10 protein-coding genes are annotated in these 16,857 nt (G+C 70.5%); 3 read left to right on the top strand and 7 right to left on the bottom strand.

Translation table 11 applies throughout. The features are described from left to right. Positions 1-102: 102 nt before the first annotated feature. The 5 genes from ACSHXN_RS42215 to ACSHXN_RS42195 form a co-directional block, all read right to left on the bottom strand. Entirely contained in the window at positions 103-1,836 is a 1,734-nt protein-coding gene (locus tag ACSHXN_RS42215; RefSeq protein ID WP_355138741.1) for a beta-ketoacyl synthase N-terminal-like domain-containing protein, read from the bottom strand. After that, entirely contained in the window at positions 1,836-5,063 is a 3,228-nt protein-coding gene (locus ACSHXN_RS42210) for a non-ribosomal peptide synthetase (RefSeq protein WP_438306293.1), read from the bottom strand. Before ACSHXN_RS42210 ends, ACSHXN_RS42215 begins: the two co-directional genes overlap by 1 nt. A gap of 59 nt (positions 5,064-5,122) precedes the next feature. Next, positions 5,123-8,401, bottom strand: a complete 3,279-nt coding sequence (locus ACSHXN_RS42205) for a non-ribosomal peptide synthetase (protein WP_355138737.1) — start codon at positions 8,399-8,401, stop codon at positions 5,123-5,125. Then, positions 8,398-9,456 carry a MupA/Atu3671 family FMN-dependent luciferase-like monooxygenase gene (locus ACSHXN_RS42200; protein WP_355138735.1) on the bottom strand — a complete coding sequence of 353 codons (1,059 nt, stop codon included), beginning with the start codon at positions 9,454-9,456 and terminating at the stop codon, positions 8,398-8,400. Before ACSHXN_RS42200 ends, ACSHXN_RS42205 begins: the two co-directional genes overlap by 4 nt. Before the next feature lie 64 nt (positions 9,457-9,520). Continuing rightward, a complete protein-coding gene (locus ACSHXN_RS42195; RefSeq protein ID WP_286328989.1) occupies positions 9,521-9,727 on the bottom strand; it encodes an MbtH family protein in 207 nt (68 codons plus the stop codon). A gap of 353 nt (positions 9,728-10,080) precedes the next feature. On the opposite strand from ACSHXN_RS42195, the gene ACSHXN_RS42190 reads away from it, so the two are divergent. Further along, entirely contained in the window at positions 10,081-10,365 is a 285-nt protein-coding gene (locus ACSHXN_RS42190; protein WP_356293361.1) for a hypothetical protein, read from the top strand. Between the two features lie 236 nt (positions 10,366-10,601). Here the strand turns inward: ACSHXN_RS42190 and ACSHXN_RS42185 are convergent, their stop codons facing one another. Continuing rightward, entirely contained in the window at positions 10,602-11,183 is a 582-nt protein-coding gene (locus ACSHXN_RS42185; protein WP_438306292.1) for a carboxymuconolactone decarboxylase family protein, read from the bottom strand. A gap of 12 nt (positions 11,184-11,195) precedes the next feature. Further along, the gene (locus ACSHXN_RS42180) at positions 11,196-11,666 is read right to left on the bottom strand and encodes a cupin domain-containing protein (protein WP_383357508.1); all 471 of its coding nucleotides are present in this window, start codon (positions 11,664-11,666) and stop codon (positions 11,196-11,198) included. A gap of 813 nt (positions 11,667-12,479) precedes the next feature. Here ACSHXN_RS42180 and ACSHXN_RS42175 point away from each other — a divergent pair. Both ACSHXN_RS42175 and ACSHXN_RS42170 read left to right on the top strand, forming a co-directional pair. Further along, on the top strand, positions 12,480-15,647 hold the full coding sequence (locus tag ACSHXN_RS42175) for a BTAD domain-containing putative transcriptional regulator (protein WP_438306291.1): 3,168 nt from the start codon (positions 12,480-12,482) through the stop codon (positions 15,645-15,647). Beyond that, a complete protein-coding gene (locus tag ACSHXN_RS42170) occupies positions 15,644-16,840 on the top strand; it encodes a PLP-dependent aminotransferase family protein (RefSeq protein WP_355140129.1) in 1,197 nt (398 codons plus the stop codon). The genes ACSHXN_RS42175 and ACSHXN_RS42170 overlap by 4 nt, the downstream gene beginning before the upstream one ends. The last annotated feature ends 17 nt before the right edge of the window (positions 16,841-16,857 follow it).

Raw genomic sequence — 16,857 nt, 5'->3', positions numbered from 1 at the left:
GAAGCAGAAACCACTGACCGAGCGGGAGAGGCCACACTCCGGCGGGAACCGCATGATCGTTTGGGCGAGCTTAGCGCAGCACGCGATTGCCTCCGGGTCGTGTCAACGAGGCGGCGTACCCCTCTCCATCTCGTCGATCAGGTCACCGAGCGGGTCCGCCTCGGCGTCCGCCGCGATCCGCCGCAGAAGCTCGCTCAGCGGGACGTCCTCCAGGAACCGGGTGATCGGGACGTCGATGCCGAACCGGTCGCCCATCCGTATCAGCAGATCCACCGCGTGCAGGGAGTCGCCGCCGGCGAGGATGTACGACTGATGGAGTGCCTCGGGACCGCTGAGACCGAGCGTGTCGATGACCAGCGCGGACAGGGCGTGCTCCAGCGAAACGCCCTTCTCCTGCCCCTGCCTCTCGCCGTCCTGCGACCCGTCGTTGCCCGTCCCGTCCGCCCCGTCCACGGTCCGCCCCGGCAGTCTCAGCGCGCCCATGGCTTCGCCGGTGAAGACATGGACCGTCCGGGGCCTGGTGGCGCGGTGGGGCGGTGGGGCCTCTTCCAGGACCACGTGGACGTTCGTACCGCCGATCCCCAGCGAGGTCACGCCTGCGCGCAGTGGTACGCCGTCCGCGGGGACCTGCCATTCGGAGGTCCGCAGCACCAGACGGAACGGAGAGCGCGCCAGATCCGGGTGAGGACGGGTCACGCCGGGGCTCGGCACGAGCAGCCGGTTCTCCAGCATGAGAACCGTCTTGGCCAACTGCGCGATGCCTGCCGCCGCGTCCAGGTGTCCGATGTTCGCCTTCACGGAGCCCAGCGCGATCCCGCCTCTTTCGGCCGCGTGGAACGCCGCCGCGGCTGCGGCGATCTCCACCTGGTCGCCCAGTTCGGTGCCCGTGCCGTGCGCCTCCAGGTACTGCGCCTGCGCCGGTTCCAGGCCCGCCGCGGCCCACGCTTCGGTGATGGCCCTCGTCTGGCCCTGCACCCCGGGCGCCGTGAAACCGACCTTGCCCGCCCCGTCGTTGGTCACGGCCGAGGCACGGATCACGGCGCGGACCGGGTCTCCGTCCGCCAGGGCGTCCTCCAACCGGCGCAGCACGACGAGCCCGACGCCATTGCCGGGAACGGTGCCCGAAGCCCCTTCGTCGAACGGTCGGCAACGCCCGTCCGGCGCATAGATGCCGCCCTTCTGACAGTGGTAGCCGCGCGGCTCCACGGCGTCCACGGCCACCCCGCCCGCCAACGCGGTGTCGCACTCCCCCAGGATCAGGGCCTGCACCGCCAGGTGAACGGCGGTGAGCGAGGTGGAACAGGCGGTCTGCACCCCGATGCTGGGACCGTCCAGACCCAGCCGGTACGAGATCCAGGGGGCCAGGAACTCCCGGTCGGTGAGGATGCGCGTCTGCAAGTCCCCAACGGGATCGCCGACTTGGCGCGCTGAGCGGGCCGCGAACATGTGCTCGGTGATGCTGCCGCCGGCGAACACACCGGTCCGGGCCGGTGGTGCGTACGGGTCGAGACCCGCGTCCAGCAGAGCGGACCACGCGGTCTCCAGCAACAGCCGGTGCTGCGGATCCAGTACGGCGGCGTCCGTCCGGCTGAAGCGGAAGAGGGCATGGTCGAAGCGGTCGGCATCAGCGAGCCAGCCCTTGGTGGGTACGTACTCCGCGCGCCGGACCTCCTCCTGCGGCACTCCGGCCGCCAGCAGCTCGTCCGCTGTGAAATCGCGCAAGGAGCACACGCCGTCGCGCAGGTTCTCCCAGTACCGGTCGAGGTCGGGAGCGCCGGGGAACCGTCCGCTGAGACCGATGACGGCGACGGCGCCCTCCACGGAGTACTGGGTCATCACACACTGCCTTTCGGTTCGTCGGGCGACCGGGCGTCGCGCAGCCCGGCGGTACGGGCGCGACGGCGCAGGCCGCGCTGTCGCGCCTCGGCGACGGAGTCCGCGTCGTCGTTCGGCGGGCCGGTCCCGGAGCGTCCGGCCAGTCCGTCCAGGTGGGCGGCGAGTGCGGCGACCGTCGGAAACCTGAACAGGTCCACGAGGGCCAGGCCCTCGGTGTCGCCGTCGGCCGGTTCCGCCCGCAGGGCGCTCAGCACGGCCAGTGTCCTGAGCGAGTTGCCGCCGAGGTCGAAGAAGTTGTCGTGCGTCCCGATCCGGTCGTGTCCGAGCACCCGGGACCACACCCCGGCCAGCCGGTGCTCGGTCGCGGTGACCGGCCGGGCAGCGGGTTCGTCGTGCGCGAGCCGGGCGACCGAGGGGTCCGGGAGTCTCGCCCGGTCGATCTTCCCGGAGCGGTTGAACGGCAGGGCGTCGGTGTACACGAAGTGCTCCGGCACCATGTAGCCGGGCAGCCGCTCCGCGAGATGGGAGCGCAGTTCACCGACTCGGGGGTGGGAGCCGGCGGTGTGGACGACGTGGGCGACCAGCCGACGGTCGTCGGGACCGCCGACGGCCGCGACGGCCGCCATCACCACCTCGGAGTGGGTCGCCAACGCGCTCTCGATCTCGGCGAGTTCGACACGGAAGCCGCGCACCTTCACCTGGGCGTCGACGCGCCCGAGGTAGTACAGCTCCCCGTCGGGGCCGTATCTGCCCAGGTCCCCGGTGCGGTACATGCGCGATCCCGGCGGGCCGTACGGATTCGCGACGAAGCGTTCCGCCGTTATGGCCGGGCCGTTGACGTACCCACGGGTCAGGTTGGCGCCGGCGACATGGATCTCGCCGGTCCCCCCTCGTGGCGCCGGTCGCAGCCGGTCGTCCAGTACGACGACCGACGCGCCGCCCACCGGCCGTCCGAGGACGACGGGTTCACCCGGTACCAGTGCGGCCGTGGTGGAGTACACCGTCGTCTCCGTCGGACCGTACACATTGAGGACCCTCCGCCCTGGGGCGGCCCAGCGGGAGACCAGTTCGGCGGGGCACGGCTCCCCGCCCACCGCGAGGGTGCGCAGCCGGGGCAGTCGGTCACCGGGGCCGGGTACCGAGAGCGCCGCGGTCGGCGGCAGTACGACGTAGGTGATGCGGGACTGCCGCAGCCGCTCCAGCAGATCCTCGCCGAGCCGTTCGTCGGCGGTCGCGATGTGCAGTTCCGCGCCGGCCGTCCAGGTGAAGAAGAGGTCGGAGACAGCCGGGTCGAAGCCGAAGTTCATGTACTGCAGCACCCGGTCGTCGGGGCCGATCCCGAAGTCCCCGCGCACCGCCTGGGCGAGGTTCGTCAGAGCGCGGTGCTCGACCGCGATGCCCTTGGGCGTGCCGGTGGAACCTGAGGTGTAGATGACGTAGGCGAGTTGGGAGGGTGCCGGAGGCGTGGGCTCGAAGGAGGCCGTGGGGCCTGTCGTGTCGGTCCGCAGGACCGGTACGCCCAGTTCGGCGGCGAGGTCCTCGGTCTCGGGGGCAGCGAGCACCACGCGCATCGCCGAGTTCTCGGCCATGTGGGCGAGCCTGGACGGAGGATTGCCGGGGTCCAGGGGAACGTACGCGCCGCCCGCTCGGAGCACCGCGAGTGCGGCCGTGCACATCTCGGCGGACCGGGGCAGCAACAGGCCCACGGTCACTTCGGGACCGACCCCGAGCGACCGAAGGTGTGACGCCAGTCCGTCGGCGCGGTCGAGGAGTTGCCGGTAGGTGAGGGTCGTCGTCCGGTCGGTGACGGCCACCGCGTCGGGCCGTTCCGCGGCCCGCGCGGCGACCAGTTCCGTGACCGCCGGACCCACTACCGCCTCGGCGGTTCGGTTCGCGGTCTCCAGGAGCAGTTCCTGTTCGTCGGCGCTCACGACGCGCTCGGCCGCCAAGGGTGTGTCCGGGGCGTCGAGCAGGCGCTCCAGCAGGGCGCGGAAGTCGGTGCTCCACCGCCGTACGGTGGCCGCGTCCAGCAGGTCGGCCGCGTACGAGAAGTACGCCGTCACCTCCTCGCCCGTCCGTTCGGCGGTCATCGCCAGATCGAAACCTGCCGTGGGCGCGGGCAGGGGAATCCGGCGGACGTCGGCGCCCGCGATCTCGAAGATCGGCAGGGCTTCCTCGTAGGCGAAGGCCACGTGGACGAACGGCTCCTGAGCGGTCCTGCCGGAAGCCGAGGCGTCGACCACGTCGACGTAGGGCGCGTCCCTGTGGGACTGACCCGCGAGCATGCGGGTCCGGGTCCGCCGCATCAGGTCGGCGAAGGTCGGAGAGCCCGTCAGGTCCGCACGCACGGCGAGCAGAGTGGTGAACGGGCCCACGATGTCTTGGAGTTCACTTCGTTCGCGCCCGGCCGCGGGTACTCCCACGATCAGATCGTCCGTCGCACAGAGACGGCCGAGGAATGCGCTGAACGCGGCGAACAGCGTCATGAACGGCGTGCAGCGGTGCTGATGCGATACCTCGTCAAGTCGATGGCACAGAGCGGAGTTCAGGGCGAGCGCCGCCGTGCCTCCGTCGGCGGTGCGGCGTGTCGGCGGCGTCCGGTCGGTGGGTAGCCGGACAGCCGGGTCGGCTCCGCGCAGCTCGTCCGTCCAGAACGCCACGGCCTCGGTGTAGCCGCCCGAGTCACGCCACTCGCGGTCCCAGAGCGCGAAGTCGCCGTAGTGAACCGCCGGTTCGTCCGGTTCCCACGGCGCACCGGCACCGAATGCGGTGTAGGCCGAAGAGAGTTCGTCCAGGAGCAGCTGCCATGACCGGCCGTCGCACACGAGTTGGTGGGCGACGAGGAGGACCTGGGTGCTGCCGTCCGCCACGCGGTACACGATCGCGCGCAGCAGCGGGCCTGATGCGGGGTCGAAGGGGCGTGCCGCCTCGGTGAGCATCCGGTCGTGCACCTCGCCGACGGTCACATGGTGCTCCACGACATCGGCGTGCCCGGCGTCGGCCGGCACGACCCGTTGCACCGGACCGGCGTCCGACGGGCGGACGACCGTGCGCAGCGCCTCGTGGCGGGCGACGACCGTGTGCAAGGCGCGGCGGAACGCCTCGGTCTCGAACGGACCGTGCACGGCGAAGGCGACGGGTACGTTGGCCCGGCCGGAGTACAGGCCGGAGCGGGCCGTCGCCATCAGCCCTTCCTGAGCCGGTGAGACGGGGAACTCATGGGTCATGTCCAACTCCCGGAAGGGTGGCGACCTGAACGGGTTGTCGGCGGTGTCGAGGGTGGTGTCTACGCCGGCGGTGTCGTCCTCCGGACGCGTGTGAGGGGCAGTCGTCCGGGCGCGTGCCCCGTCGTGGCCTCCTCGTCGGCGCTGACCGGCCGGGCCAGGCTCGCGAGGGCGGCCGGGGTGCGGGCCTCGAAGACGTCCACGGGTGTGAACAGCAGGCCCGCCTCACGGGCCAGGCCGACGAGTCGGATCGCCATCACGCTGTCGCCTCCGGACTCGAAGAAGTCGTCGTCGACGGAGACCTGTTTGCGCTTCACCAGCCGCGCGAACAGGTCTCTCAGCACGGCCTCGCGCGGTGTCGGAGGACCGGCGTCCGGGCGCGCGGGGCCTGCCGTCGGAACGGGCAGCGCTCCCCTGTCGATCTTGCCGTTCCAGGTCAGCGGCAGCGTGTCCAGCTCGACGTAGGTGACCGGCACCATCCCCGGCAGGAGACGCGATGCCGCATGTGCGCGCAGTTCCTTGGAGTCCACCCGGTGACCGGGACGGGGGACGACGTACGCGACCAGTCGGCGCTCACCGGGGGTGTCCTCCCGGAGCACCACCACCGCCTGGCGGAGCAGGGGATGTTCCGAGAGCACCGCCTCGATCTCGCCGGGTTCGACGCGCAGGCCGTTCAGTTTCAGCTGGTCGTCGGCGCGGCCCAAGAAGTCCAGACCGCCGTCGGGCCGGACACGGGCCAGGTCGCCGGTGCGGTACATGCGGGTGCCGGGTCCGCCGTACGGATCCGCCAGGAAGCGTTCGGCGGTCAGGGCCGGTTTGCCCTGGTAGCCCCGCGCCAGTCCGTCCCCCGCCACGTACAGCTCGCCCTGCACGCCGACGGGCAGCGCGCGCAGCACGGGATCCAGGACGTACGCGCGTGTTCCGGGAAACGGTCCGCCGATCGACGGCAGCGCGTCTTCGTCGGTGAGGCGGGTGTCCGTCGCGATGACGGTGGTCTCCGTGGGGCCGTACAGATTGAGGACCGTACGTCCGGCGGTGAGCCATCGGGAGACCAGGGCGGCGCCGCACGCCTCGCCGCTGAGGCCGACGGTACGCAGATCGGGGCACTGGTCGGGGGACACGCCCTCGAGCAGGGCAGGGGGCACGAACACATCGGTGATCCGCTTCTCCCCGATGAGTCTGCCCAGTTCCTCTCCGGCCCATGGACCGGGTGGCGCCGCGACCAGGGTGGCGCCGGAGCGGAAGACCATCGCGGTCTCGGCGACGGACATGTCGAAGGCCGGGGAGGCGATCTGGAGCACGCGACTGCCCGGCGCGAGGCCGTACAGCCCGGCGAGGTGCCGTCCGAGGCCCGCGAGGCCCGCGTGCGGGACGACGACGCCCTTGGGACGACCGGTGGTGCCGGAGGTGTAGAGCAGGTACGCCGCCTGCTGCGGCGCTGGGACGCGCGGCGGTGCCGGCGCGGCGGCGAGGGCGCTCTCGTCCAGTTCGAGCACGGGCAGTCCGGTGGGAGCGTAGGGCGTCGGCGCGTCGGGCTCGGTCACCAGGAGCACCGGATGCGCGTCGTCGAGCATGTGGCGTAGGCGATGCACCGGTCCGGCCGGATCGAGCGGCAGATGGGCCGCGCCCGTGTGCTGGACGGCGAGCGCGGCGGTGGTGGCAGCAGCTCCACGACCGAACGCCACGGCGACGGTCGTGCCGGGACCCGCGCCTCGCGCCGCGAGCGCGCCCGCCAAGTGCCGTACTCGGTCGGCGAGTTGGGCGTAGGTCAGCGTCTCGCCGTCGGCGTCGAGCGCCAGTGTGTCGGGGGTTCGCTCGGCCTGTCGACGCAGCAGTTCCGGCAGGCTCGCGCACTCCGCGCCTTCTCCGACCCCGCTCAGCAGTTGCTGTCGCCGGCCCGCCGTCAGCAGGTCGTACGACGCGACCGGTGTCTCCGGCCGGCTGACCAACGTGGGCAGCAGTGCGGTGAACCCGTCCGCCCAATGCCGGACATCCGCCGGGTCGTAGACGTCGGTGCGCACTTCGAAGAAGCCGCGGAAACCGTCGTCGGAGTCCTGGACGATGGCGACCAGATCGTGTTCACCACCGGTGTGCACGCGTTCCGGCAGGGTGAACTCGCGCAGCCGCCGCGCGCTCTCCTGCTGCGGGGTGTAGATGAACAGCCAGCGGAACAGCGGGGACTTGCCGGCGGTGCGGGCGGGCGAGGTGCGCTCCACGATGCTGCCGACGGGTACGACGGCATGGGCCAGCAGGTCGGGGAGTTCGCCGGCGAAGCGGTCGATCAGGGTGGCCAGGGTGTCGGCAGGGCCCACCCGCCAGCGAGTGGGCGCGAGATTCATGACGTAGCCGATGACCTGTTGCACCCCTTTGGCCGACCGGTTGGCGACAGGGGTGCCCAGCACCAGGTCGGAGGCGCCGGTGAGGCGGGCGGTGAACGCGGCGACCACCGCCATCAGGACCGTGTACACGGTCGTGCCGCGGCTGTGGGCCAACTCCCGTACCGCCAGCGCCGTCTCGGCGTCCATGGCGAAGGGGACTTGGGCGATCCCGAACTCCTCAGTCGCGGCGCGGGCTCCGGGGACGAGCAGGGGTGCGGGTGGGTCGGCCAGGTAGCTCTCCCAGAAGCCGAGCCGCGCGTCGAGGACACCGGCCGCCTTCAACTCGCGCTGCCACGCGGCGAAGTCGGCGTACTGGACCGCCGAGCGCCGCAGCGGGGCGCCGCCCGCCGTCACCGCTCGGTAGGCGTCGGCGAACTGGGTGTGCAGGACGTCGAACGACCACCAGTCGGTGATCATGTGGTGCAGGGAGAGCAGCAGGACGGCACGCTCGTCGTCGACGGTGACGAACAGGCCCCGGATGAGGCGTTCTCCGCCCGCGATGTCGAAGGTACGGTCCCGGAAGGAGGTGAAGACCTCTTCCTGGGTCAGGCCGCAGGCGCGCAGGTCCAGTCGTTCCAGCGGGAAGGGACCCGTAGGCGGGAAGTCCATCCGCAGGCTGCCCGGATCCGTGGAGTCGCCCGAGACGCGGACCCGCAGGACGTCGTTGTTGTCCTGCACCATGGTGAGGGCGGCGGAGAGCTGTTCCGGTTCGACTGGTGCGTCGAAGTGGTAGGCGATGCAGAGATGGAGTGCCGCGGTACGGGGATGCAGCATCTCGAAGACCCAGAGGTCTTCCTGTGCGGGGCTGAGCGGCACCGGTCCGTCGCCGTCACGGAGCGGGACCACGGCCGGCACCTGGTCCACCCGGCCGGCCTCCACCAGCCGGCGCATCAGCCGGATCCGCTGCTCTGCGTCCAGGGCCGAGAACCGGTCGAGCACCGAAGAGGACACGGGTGTGGTCATGCCAGGTCCTTCCGTAGGGCGGCGAGTCTGTGCAGGCCGGCGAGGACACGGTCCTGACCGAGTCCGAAATCCACGAAGCAGGCGACTTCGTCGCAGCCGAGGTCTCGCAGTTCGGACAGTCTGGCCGCGCAGGTGTCCGGCGAGCCGATCAGGCTGCCCCAGGAGAGGTAGCGGTGGTAGGCGAAGTCGGTGAGCTGGTCGACCTGCCGTTCGTCGAGCGGGGTGGGTGCTCCCTCGTCTCTGTTGCTCTGCATCTGCCGCATGTGGGACGAGAGATATGCCTTGAGCGGAGCCTCGGCCGTGTGCCGCGCCTCGGCGTCGTCGGTGCCCACATAGGTGTGGGCCATGAGCGTCACGGTGCCGTGGTCGCCGTGCGGCCCCACCGCGGGCGGGGACTCCGCGGTGCGGTAGGCGGCCCGGTAGCGGGCGATCCGCTCGACGAGGCCCGGCCTGTTCTGTCCGACGGTGGCACCCAGCACCCCTGTCCGCAGCCGCCCGGCCGTCTCCCACGTAGCGAGGGAGCCGGAGGCGCTGAGCCAGAGCGGAAGCTCGGCCTGCACGGGAACGGGCTGGGGCCGTACGGCGACCATGCGGCCGGTGCCGTCGGCGAACTCGCCGCTCTCGCCGCTCCACAGACGGCGGAGCAGCGGGATGTCCCGCAGCGCGCGCTCACGGCGGTCGTCGTAGTGACCGGGGGCAAGGACGAAGTCGGCGGAGTGCCATCCGGTGGCGACCGAGAATCCGGCACGTCCGTGGGACAGGTTGTCGACCACCGACCAGTCCTCCACGACCCGCAGGGGGTGGTGCAGCGGGAGCACCACGCTGCCGCCCCGCAGCGCGATCCGCTCGGTGACCATGGCGAGGGCGGCACTGAGGAGAGCCGGGTTGGGAAAGACCTGACCGACCTGCTGGAAGTGCCGCTCCGGCGTCCAAACGGCGGCGAACCCGAGTTCCTCGGCCGCGCGGGTGACGGCCACGATGTCCTCGTACTTGGTCGCGTGTTCGGTCTCCTGCGCCACCGGGTCCGCGCCGAAGAACATGATGCTGCACTCCACGGTCTTCCCTCACTCGCTGCGGAGATGCCTCACCGCGGGCCGGCCACCTGACGGCTGCGGGCGGCTAACCGCCCATCGCCTCGATCAGACTCTTGGGCCGCATGTCGGTCCAGTTCTCCTCGATGTAGGCCAGGCACGCGGAACGGCTGTCGCGTCCATGGACCACGTCCCAGCCGTCGGGCACGTCGATGAAGTGGGGCCAGAGCGAGTGCTGTCCCTCGTGGTTGACCAGCACGAGGAATTCGCCGTCAGGGTCATCGAAGGGGTTCATGGCCACGATTGTCCTGAGCCGGAACCCGGCGCACATCGGCGATGACCACAGTTACGGCGGTCGGGGTCGCGCCTTTCACGCACCGTCCGGTACGCGTCGGCGGAGCATGAGCGGCGCGCGCGAGGCCGCACCGGTGATGTGTCGGTATTCGAGAGCCGCAGTGATCCGGCCTCGGGACGGGGAACCGTGGTTGTCGGTAAGAAGCCGGACTGAGCGCCCCTGCTCGACACGATGGAGGCCGCCGCAGGAGACGATCCCTCCGTGATCACGGCCTGGGCGACCTACTCCGCCAGGGTCGCCGCGTTGATCGGTGACCCGGCGCGGGCGCTGCGCTCGCTGAGTGCGGGATCGCCGTGGACCCCGCGTTCTCGTTCGGCTTCCTAGGCGGCTACCAACGGCTGGCGCGGTGCTGGGCGCGTGCCGTGACTGGCGAGGACCCGGTCGGCGCCGCCGCAGAAGCGCAGGACCTGACCGTCGCGTCGCTCTCCGGCCCGCCTCGCTCGGGCCTGGTCACCTGGTACGGGCTCCTCGGTGAGATGTGGCTGGCGGCCGGTAAACTGGACGAGGCCGATGTGGCACTCGACCGGGCGGACAATGCGGCAACCAACCCGAGAGACAGCGCCCACCCACACCGATAGTGCCTCGACCCGATCCGCTCGATGGAGCCGGGGCGCAGAGCATGGACATCTTGCGACAGCTCAGCGTTCGTCACGATCCCGGACCCGTCGCCGTGCCTCGGATTGGCGGAGGCTGCCTCCGCATCCGGCCGGATCCGGGTCGTGTCCGACGACGCCTACAGCTCTGCGCCTCGACCCCGAGCACTACGAAGTGACGATCCGCGACGCCGCAATCGTGGGCAGACGCCTTGTCGTCGTCACGGCTGGGCTGACGGATCCCGACCGGGGACCGGCACGTCGAAGCAGTTCAGCACCATCGCGATGAGGCAGTAGCTGCTGATGAGGAACACGAGCTCGCCGACCCCGTCATGGCCCAGCAACTGCGTGGCACGGTCGTATGTAGAGTCCGACAGGGTGCGCCCGGAGGTCAACGCCATCGCGACGTCGTGGGCGACGGCCTGTTCGTCACTCAGCCCGGAGGGTCGCCCGCCCGCTGCCAAGGTCGCGATCTGTGCCACCGCAAGGCCGACCTCATCTGCCGTCTGCTCGTGTGCGTACAGCAGGTACCGGGCGCCGTAGGCGCCGCCAACGGTGAGGATCGCCACCTCGCGAACGATGGGATCGAGGCGAGCCTCGGCCGCGACCGCCCGCTGCAGAAGCAGAGCCGGAACCCCGAACGTGGGGAAGTGCAGCATCGCCGCGAACGGCCCGACGAGCGCACCGTCGTCGTCGAGGATGACGACGCGGCCCTGCTCCTGGGTGACGAGGCCGGCGATGCCGTCATGCACCTCGCGGAGTTGAGGGTTGAGCTCGTCGGGTGGGATGGGTCGAATACGCATACGTGCTCCTCCTCAGAGTCCGTCGGTGTACTGGCCGTCGATGAGTACGAAGGCGACCCGGCAGTTCGCGGCCGACCGGTTCGCCCATGCGTGGTTGGTGCCGCGCTGAATCACGACGTCTCCGGTGCGGACGATGGTCTCGCTATTGTCGAGAACCAGCGTGAGCTCGCCCTCAATGACGATCCCGTAGTCGATCGTCTGCGTGCGGTGCATCAACGGATGTGGGGCGCCGGCAACGGACCGTGCGGCGTCGGCACCGCCCATCTCCCCGAACTTCTCGGCCGCCTCGCCCCCCGTCAGGTTTCGTATTCGGTCGTCCTCTGGAGGGAAGTCGATCACCCGGATGCGAGTACCACGCTCGGGAGGTCCGAGCACCAGACCGTCCTCCGCCGGCTCAGCCGACTGCCGGTCGATGACGGCTGGTGTCTGGCGCGTATTCCACACCTCATGGAAGATCGGGCCACCAGGCCCGCCGATCTCCACGACGCGAGTTGGCGGTGCGTCCTGCATGATCACCGCATGGTCGGACGGGTCATGGCCGGTCACAATTCTCCGGAACGGTTGCACTGGGCTCATATGGTGAGTCCTGCCCTTTCAGCCGATTTGGACATTCAAGGTCATCGCGTCAGTGAGGTAAGCAGTCCGGCAGGCATTGACGCCGCCGCACAACGAAAGACTGGCGCCATCCACTTGACGCAGACTGGACCGTCTGTGGACAGTGCTCCACCGTCCGTAAAGTCCGTCTCTGTACGCACGCCCAGCGAGAAGGGCGCCGACCGACATCGCCCTCGCTCGAATGAGAAGTTGGCACTCGCCACAGAGGATCTGACGATGGTGCCAGTGCACCAAGCTCTCGCTGTGACAACGTCAGGTTGGGCAGGTCACGAAGCAGTGCCGAGAAGCCGAGATGATTGGGGCGCGAGGCCGTTATGGCGCTGCCATGTGCGGTACGGGACCTTGGCCGATGCGTCGAGCATCGGCGCTGAGGTGGGCCGCCCGCGTCCGGCCTTTCGGCGATCCGTCGAAGAGCCCTTGCATGGCCGAGAACAGCGCGTAGCTTTTCGATACCGGACCGCCTCAGCGGCTGAGGCCGAATCACACCGGGCCCAGCGGATCGGCATGTGGATCGGCCGCGGGGCGCCGATGCGTGGGTACCGGCCGATGGGGGTCCTGGTTCCGCCATGTCAGTAGCGCCCAGCGGTCGTCTCGGCGGATGGACCCAGGCCGCGGATCAACCGTAAAGTGGCTGGGCCGCAGCCGATCGTGGCCGGCCTGTGGGTGGGGGTAGGGGTGGGCATGGCTTCCTCCGGCGGACATCTGCGCCTGCAGATTCTCGGTCCGTTGCGGATCTGGCGGGACGGCGTCGAACTGGACGCCGGGCCTCGGCAGCAGTCGTACCTGCTCGCGGTGCTGCTCGCCCGCGCGGGCAAGCCGATCAGCACGAGCGAGTTGATCGACCTGGTCTGGGCCGAGGACGTCCCGGCGTCGGCGGTGAACATTCTCCAGAAGTACATCGGCGCGTTGCGACGGCTGTTCGAGCCTTTGCGGCCCGTCCGCGAGGCCGGTTCGTTCCTCCACCGTCGCGGCAACTCCTACCTTTTCGCCGCCGGCCCCGCCACGCTGGACCTTGTCGCCTTCCGAGAACTCGTCGATGGCGCCAGGGCCGCGCTGACTCAGCACGATCACGATGTGGCCCTCGATCGTTACGTCGGAGCGCTCGGGCTCTGGCATGGTTCGGCGGGTGACGGCATCGCCGAGGGGACAACCGCCACGACGGTCTTCGCCGCACTCGACAACGAGTTCTACGACGCGTGCACGGCGGCGGCGGAGCTTGCGGTGTCGCTGGGCCGACCGGAGCGGGTGCTTGCGGCTTTGCAACTGGCCGCATCGATGGCACCGTTCAACGAACCCGTGCAGGCCGCTCTTGTCGGCGTTCTCGGCGCCACCGGACGCCAGGCGGAGGCGCTGTCGGTGTTTCGTCAGGCCCGCGACCGGCTCGTCGACGAGCTCGGCATCGACCCGGGGCCGGCGCTGGAGGACGCGCAGCGGCGGATTCTGACGCAGCCCCGGGCGTCGCCGCTTGTGCGGGAGGCGCGCGAGGAGGTCGGGCGGATCACGGCGGCCACTCTGATCGGCCGGACCGAGGAACTCGCCACGCTGCGGGGCATGGTGGAGCGCGCACTTGCCGGCGACACCGCGATCGGCGTTGTCGAAGGCGAACCGGGCGCAGGCAAGACCCGGTTGCTGGAGGAGGCCGCCGCCGTGGCCGGCCGGCTGGGTGCACTCACCGTCTGGGGCTCCTGCCTGGAGGGCGACGGGACACCGGCGATGTGGCCATGGGAGCAGGCCCTGAGTCAGGTCCTCGACAGTCTGCCCGCTCCGGCGGGCGGGCAGTGGCTCACCGGCGGGCTGGGAAGCCTCCTCGCGGCGCGGGACGACGCAACCCGGGAACTTCCCGACGGCAACGCCCAGTTCCGGCTGTTCGAACAGGTCGTCGCCCTCGTCGGGCAAGCCTCGGCGCGGCGGCCGACACTTTTGATACTTGATGACCTCCAATGGGCCGACACCACCTCCCTGCAGTTGTTGCAACACCTGGCGGAGCGGCTGCCCCAGGGCACCGCGATCATCGGCGCGCTACGTGACCGCGCACCCGCACTCGGCCCGGGCCTGTCCCGGGTGCTGGCCGCTGCCAGCCGGCGGCCCGGTCACCGCAGGTTCAGGCTCGGCCCGCTCGCTCTGGCCGACGTGAGCGAACTCATCCGCCATGAGGCCGGCCAGGATCCCGGCGACGCCGTGGCCCGCGCCATCCACGCCCGTACCTCCGGCAATCCGTTCTTCGTCCGCGAACTGTCCCGGCTCCTGGGCGGGGACGGTGCGATCGGCAACAGCGAACCGTCCGCATCGGCCGGGGTCCCCTCCACCGTCCATGACGTCGTCCGCGATCGGATGGCCGGGCTCGACGACCGTGCCCTCGACCTGCTGCAGGTGGCCGCGCTCATCGGCCGCGACGTCGATGTCAGGCTGCTGTCCCGCGCCACCGGTGTGGCCGTCGCGGACTGTCTCCATCGCCTGGAACCGCTGCATACTCTCGGGCTGCTCGAACCCGGGCCGAAGGACCCGTCCTCGCTGCGCTTCGCACACGACCTGGTGCGCGAGTCGGTCTCCGAGACCGCGACGCAACAGCAGGCCGCCCACATGCATCTGCGCGTCGCGGACGCGCTCGAACAGATCCATGCCGACGACGAGGACGTCGCCGAACGCCTCGCCTACCACCTGTGGGCCGCCGGCCCCCTCGCCGAACCCGCTCGCACCGCTGAGGCGCTCATGCGCGCCGGGCGCCGCGCGGCGGCCAAACTCGCCTTCGAGTCCGCCAGTCGACAGCTGCGCTCCGCCGTACAGGTCACCCGTGCTTCCGGGCTCATGGAGCTGGAGTTCTCCGCCCTCACACTGCTCGCCATCGTCGTCAGACGAGAGGCGGGCTACGACGCCTCGACCTTCGATCTGCTGGAGCGGGCCGAATACCTGGCCCGCACCCTCGGCCGGGACGCGGAGGCCGCCGACTTCCTCTTCATCCGCCTGATGGGTGCCTACACCTCGATCGAGAAGGGCCGTGGGCAGTTGGCCCGCCGCATGCACGAGCTCGGTCAGGTGTCCTCCGATCCGGTCGTCCGACGCTACGGCCGGCTGGCCTGGGGCCTGCATCAGTGGGACATCGGCAACATCGGCGAGGCATATCGGTCCTTCACCAAGGAGGACGGCGCCGCTGTCGGCGGCACCGTCGCCCCGGATGGAGAGACACCGCTCAGGCGGGACGGCAGCATTCCCGGGGAAGGGCCCGGCTGGCGAGCGGTCATGACTGCGCTACACGGTGATGTCGACGCGGCGCTGGCTTTCGTCGACACCTGGGACACCCCGGGGGACCCGTTTGCGGTCTCGGTCTGGGTCTACTACACGACCATGATCGCTTCCATGGCCGGGGATGCCGAAACGGCACGGCGAGCCGGCGAGCGGTGGGCCGCCGCCGGCCTCGCCCGTCTCCGCGCCCAGATCGATCACTACATCCGGCAGAACTGGTGCTGGGCACGTGCCCTCACCGGCGAGGATCCGGCCGGCGCCGCGGCCGAGGCCGAGGAACTCCTGGTCGCCAACCTGCTCGATCCGCCGCAGTGGGGCATCACCTACCACTACGCACTGATCGCCGAGATGTGGCTGGCAGCCGGGCTGCCCGATCGAGCCGACGACGCACTCGACCGAGCCGACCAGGCAATGCGGGACTACGGCCAGCGTTACGCCGAAGGGCTGCTCCTGCTGCTGAAGGCGCGCCTGCTGCAGGCCCGCGGTGCACCCCTCACCGCTGTCCGGGCCGCCGCCGAACGGGCCTACACGCAATCCACCGCATGCCAGGCGCACCTGTTCGCGCGACGCGCCGAACGACTCCTCTCACGACTTGGAGGCAACGCATGACTGCGGGCCCTGACGAACAGAGCGGGCTGACGGCCCTGGCCCGTGGGCTCTCGGCGCCGAAGGGCTTCGTCGACGCCAGCCTGGCCGCCCCTCCCCCCGGAACCATCCGGTTGCTGGGTGGCATCCCCGCGCCCGAGGCTTTGCCGGTCGAGGCGATCGGCCGGGCATCGGCGCAGCTGTGGCAGGACCCCGACGCCGCGGCCGTGTGCCTGCAGTACGCGCCGGCGCGCGGGTCCGACGCGCTGTGCGACTGGATCGCGAAACGGGAGGACGTCGACCCGAGCCGCATCGTGGTCACGAACGGCGGCATGCACGGTCTCGCACTGGCGGTGCTGACCGTCGTCGAGCGCGGTGCCACCGTCGCGGTGGACGATCCGGTGTTCCCCGGTTTCCTGTGGGCCCTGGAGGTATCGACGACCCGGACCCTGCCGGTACCGGTCGTGGCCGACGGCTTCGATGTCGAATACCTCGCCCGGCGGCTCGCCACTGGCGCCCGGATCGCAGCGGCCTACACTGTGCCCGACTTCCACAACCCCGCCCAGGTCAGTCTCTCGGCCCCGAAGCGGCAGGCACTGATAGAGCTCGCCGAGCGGTACGGCTTCTACGTGATCGTCGACAATCCGTACCGCGAACTGCGCTTCGGCGGCCAGGACCAGGGCGTCGCGGTCTTCAACCAGTCGGATCGGGCGATCCACGTCAACACCTTCACCAAGACCCTTGGCCCCGGCTGGCGCGTGGGCTGGCTGGTGCTGCCGGACCACCTCGTGGACCCGGTGATCCGGCTGCGCAACCGCCTCGACGTGCACACCTCCTCGGTGACCCAGGCGATGATCGAACGGCTGCTCACCGACGACGCCCCATTCTTCGACCGGATCGTGCGCAGCGCCACCGCGCTGTACCAGGAACGCGCCGGCGTGCTGGTCGACGCCCTACAGGAACAACTCCCGGGCGCCCTCGACATCGTGGCCCCCGAAGGCGGGCTGTTCCTCTGGCCGCGGCTCACCGACGACGCTGTGGACCCCGCGGCACTGTTCCAGCGGGCAGCTGCCCACGGCGTGATGTACCAGCCGGGCGAGTTCTTCGCGGCGGACCCCCGGCGGCGGTCTTCGGCCCGGCACCTGCGGTTCGCCTACAGCGACCGCACTCCGGAAGAACTACGGGAAGCCGTACGCCGGTTGGCCCTGGCCTTCTGAGGACGCATGCGAGCAAC

It is taken from the genome of Streptomyces sp. HUAS TT11 (assembly GCF_051553595.1).
In the GTDB taxonomy this organism is placed as follows: Bacteria; Actinomycetota; Actinomycetes; order Streptomycetales; family Streptomycetaceae; genus Streptomyces.
The sequence above is the reverse complement of the archived record's forward strand: the minus strand, read 5'-3'. Positions and strand labels throughout refer to the sequence as shown.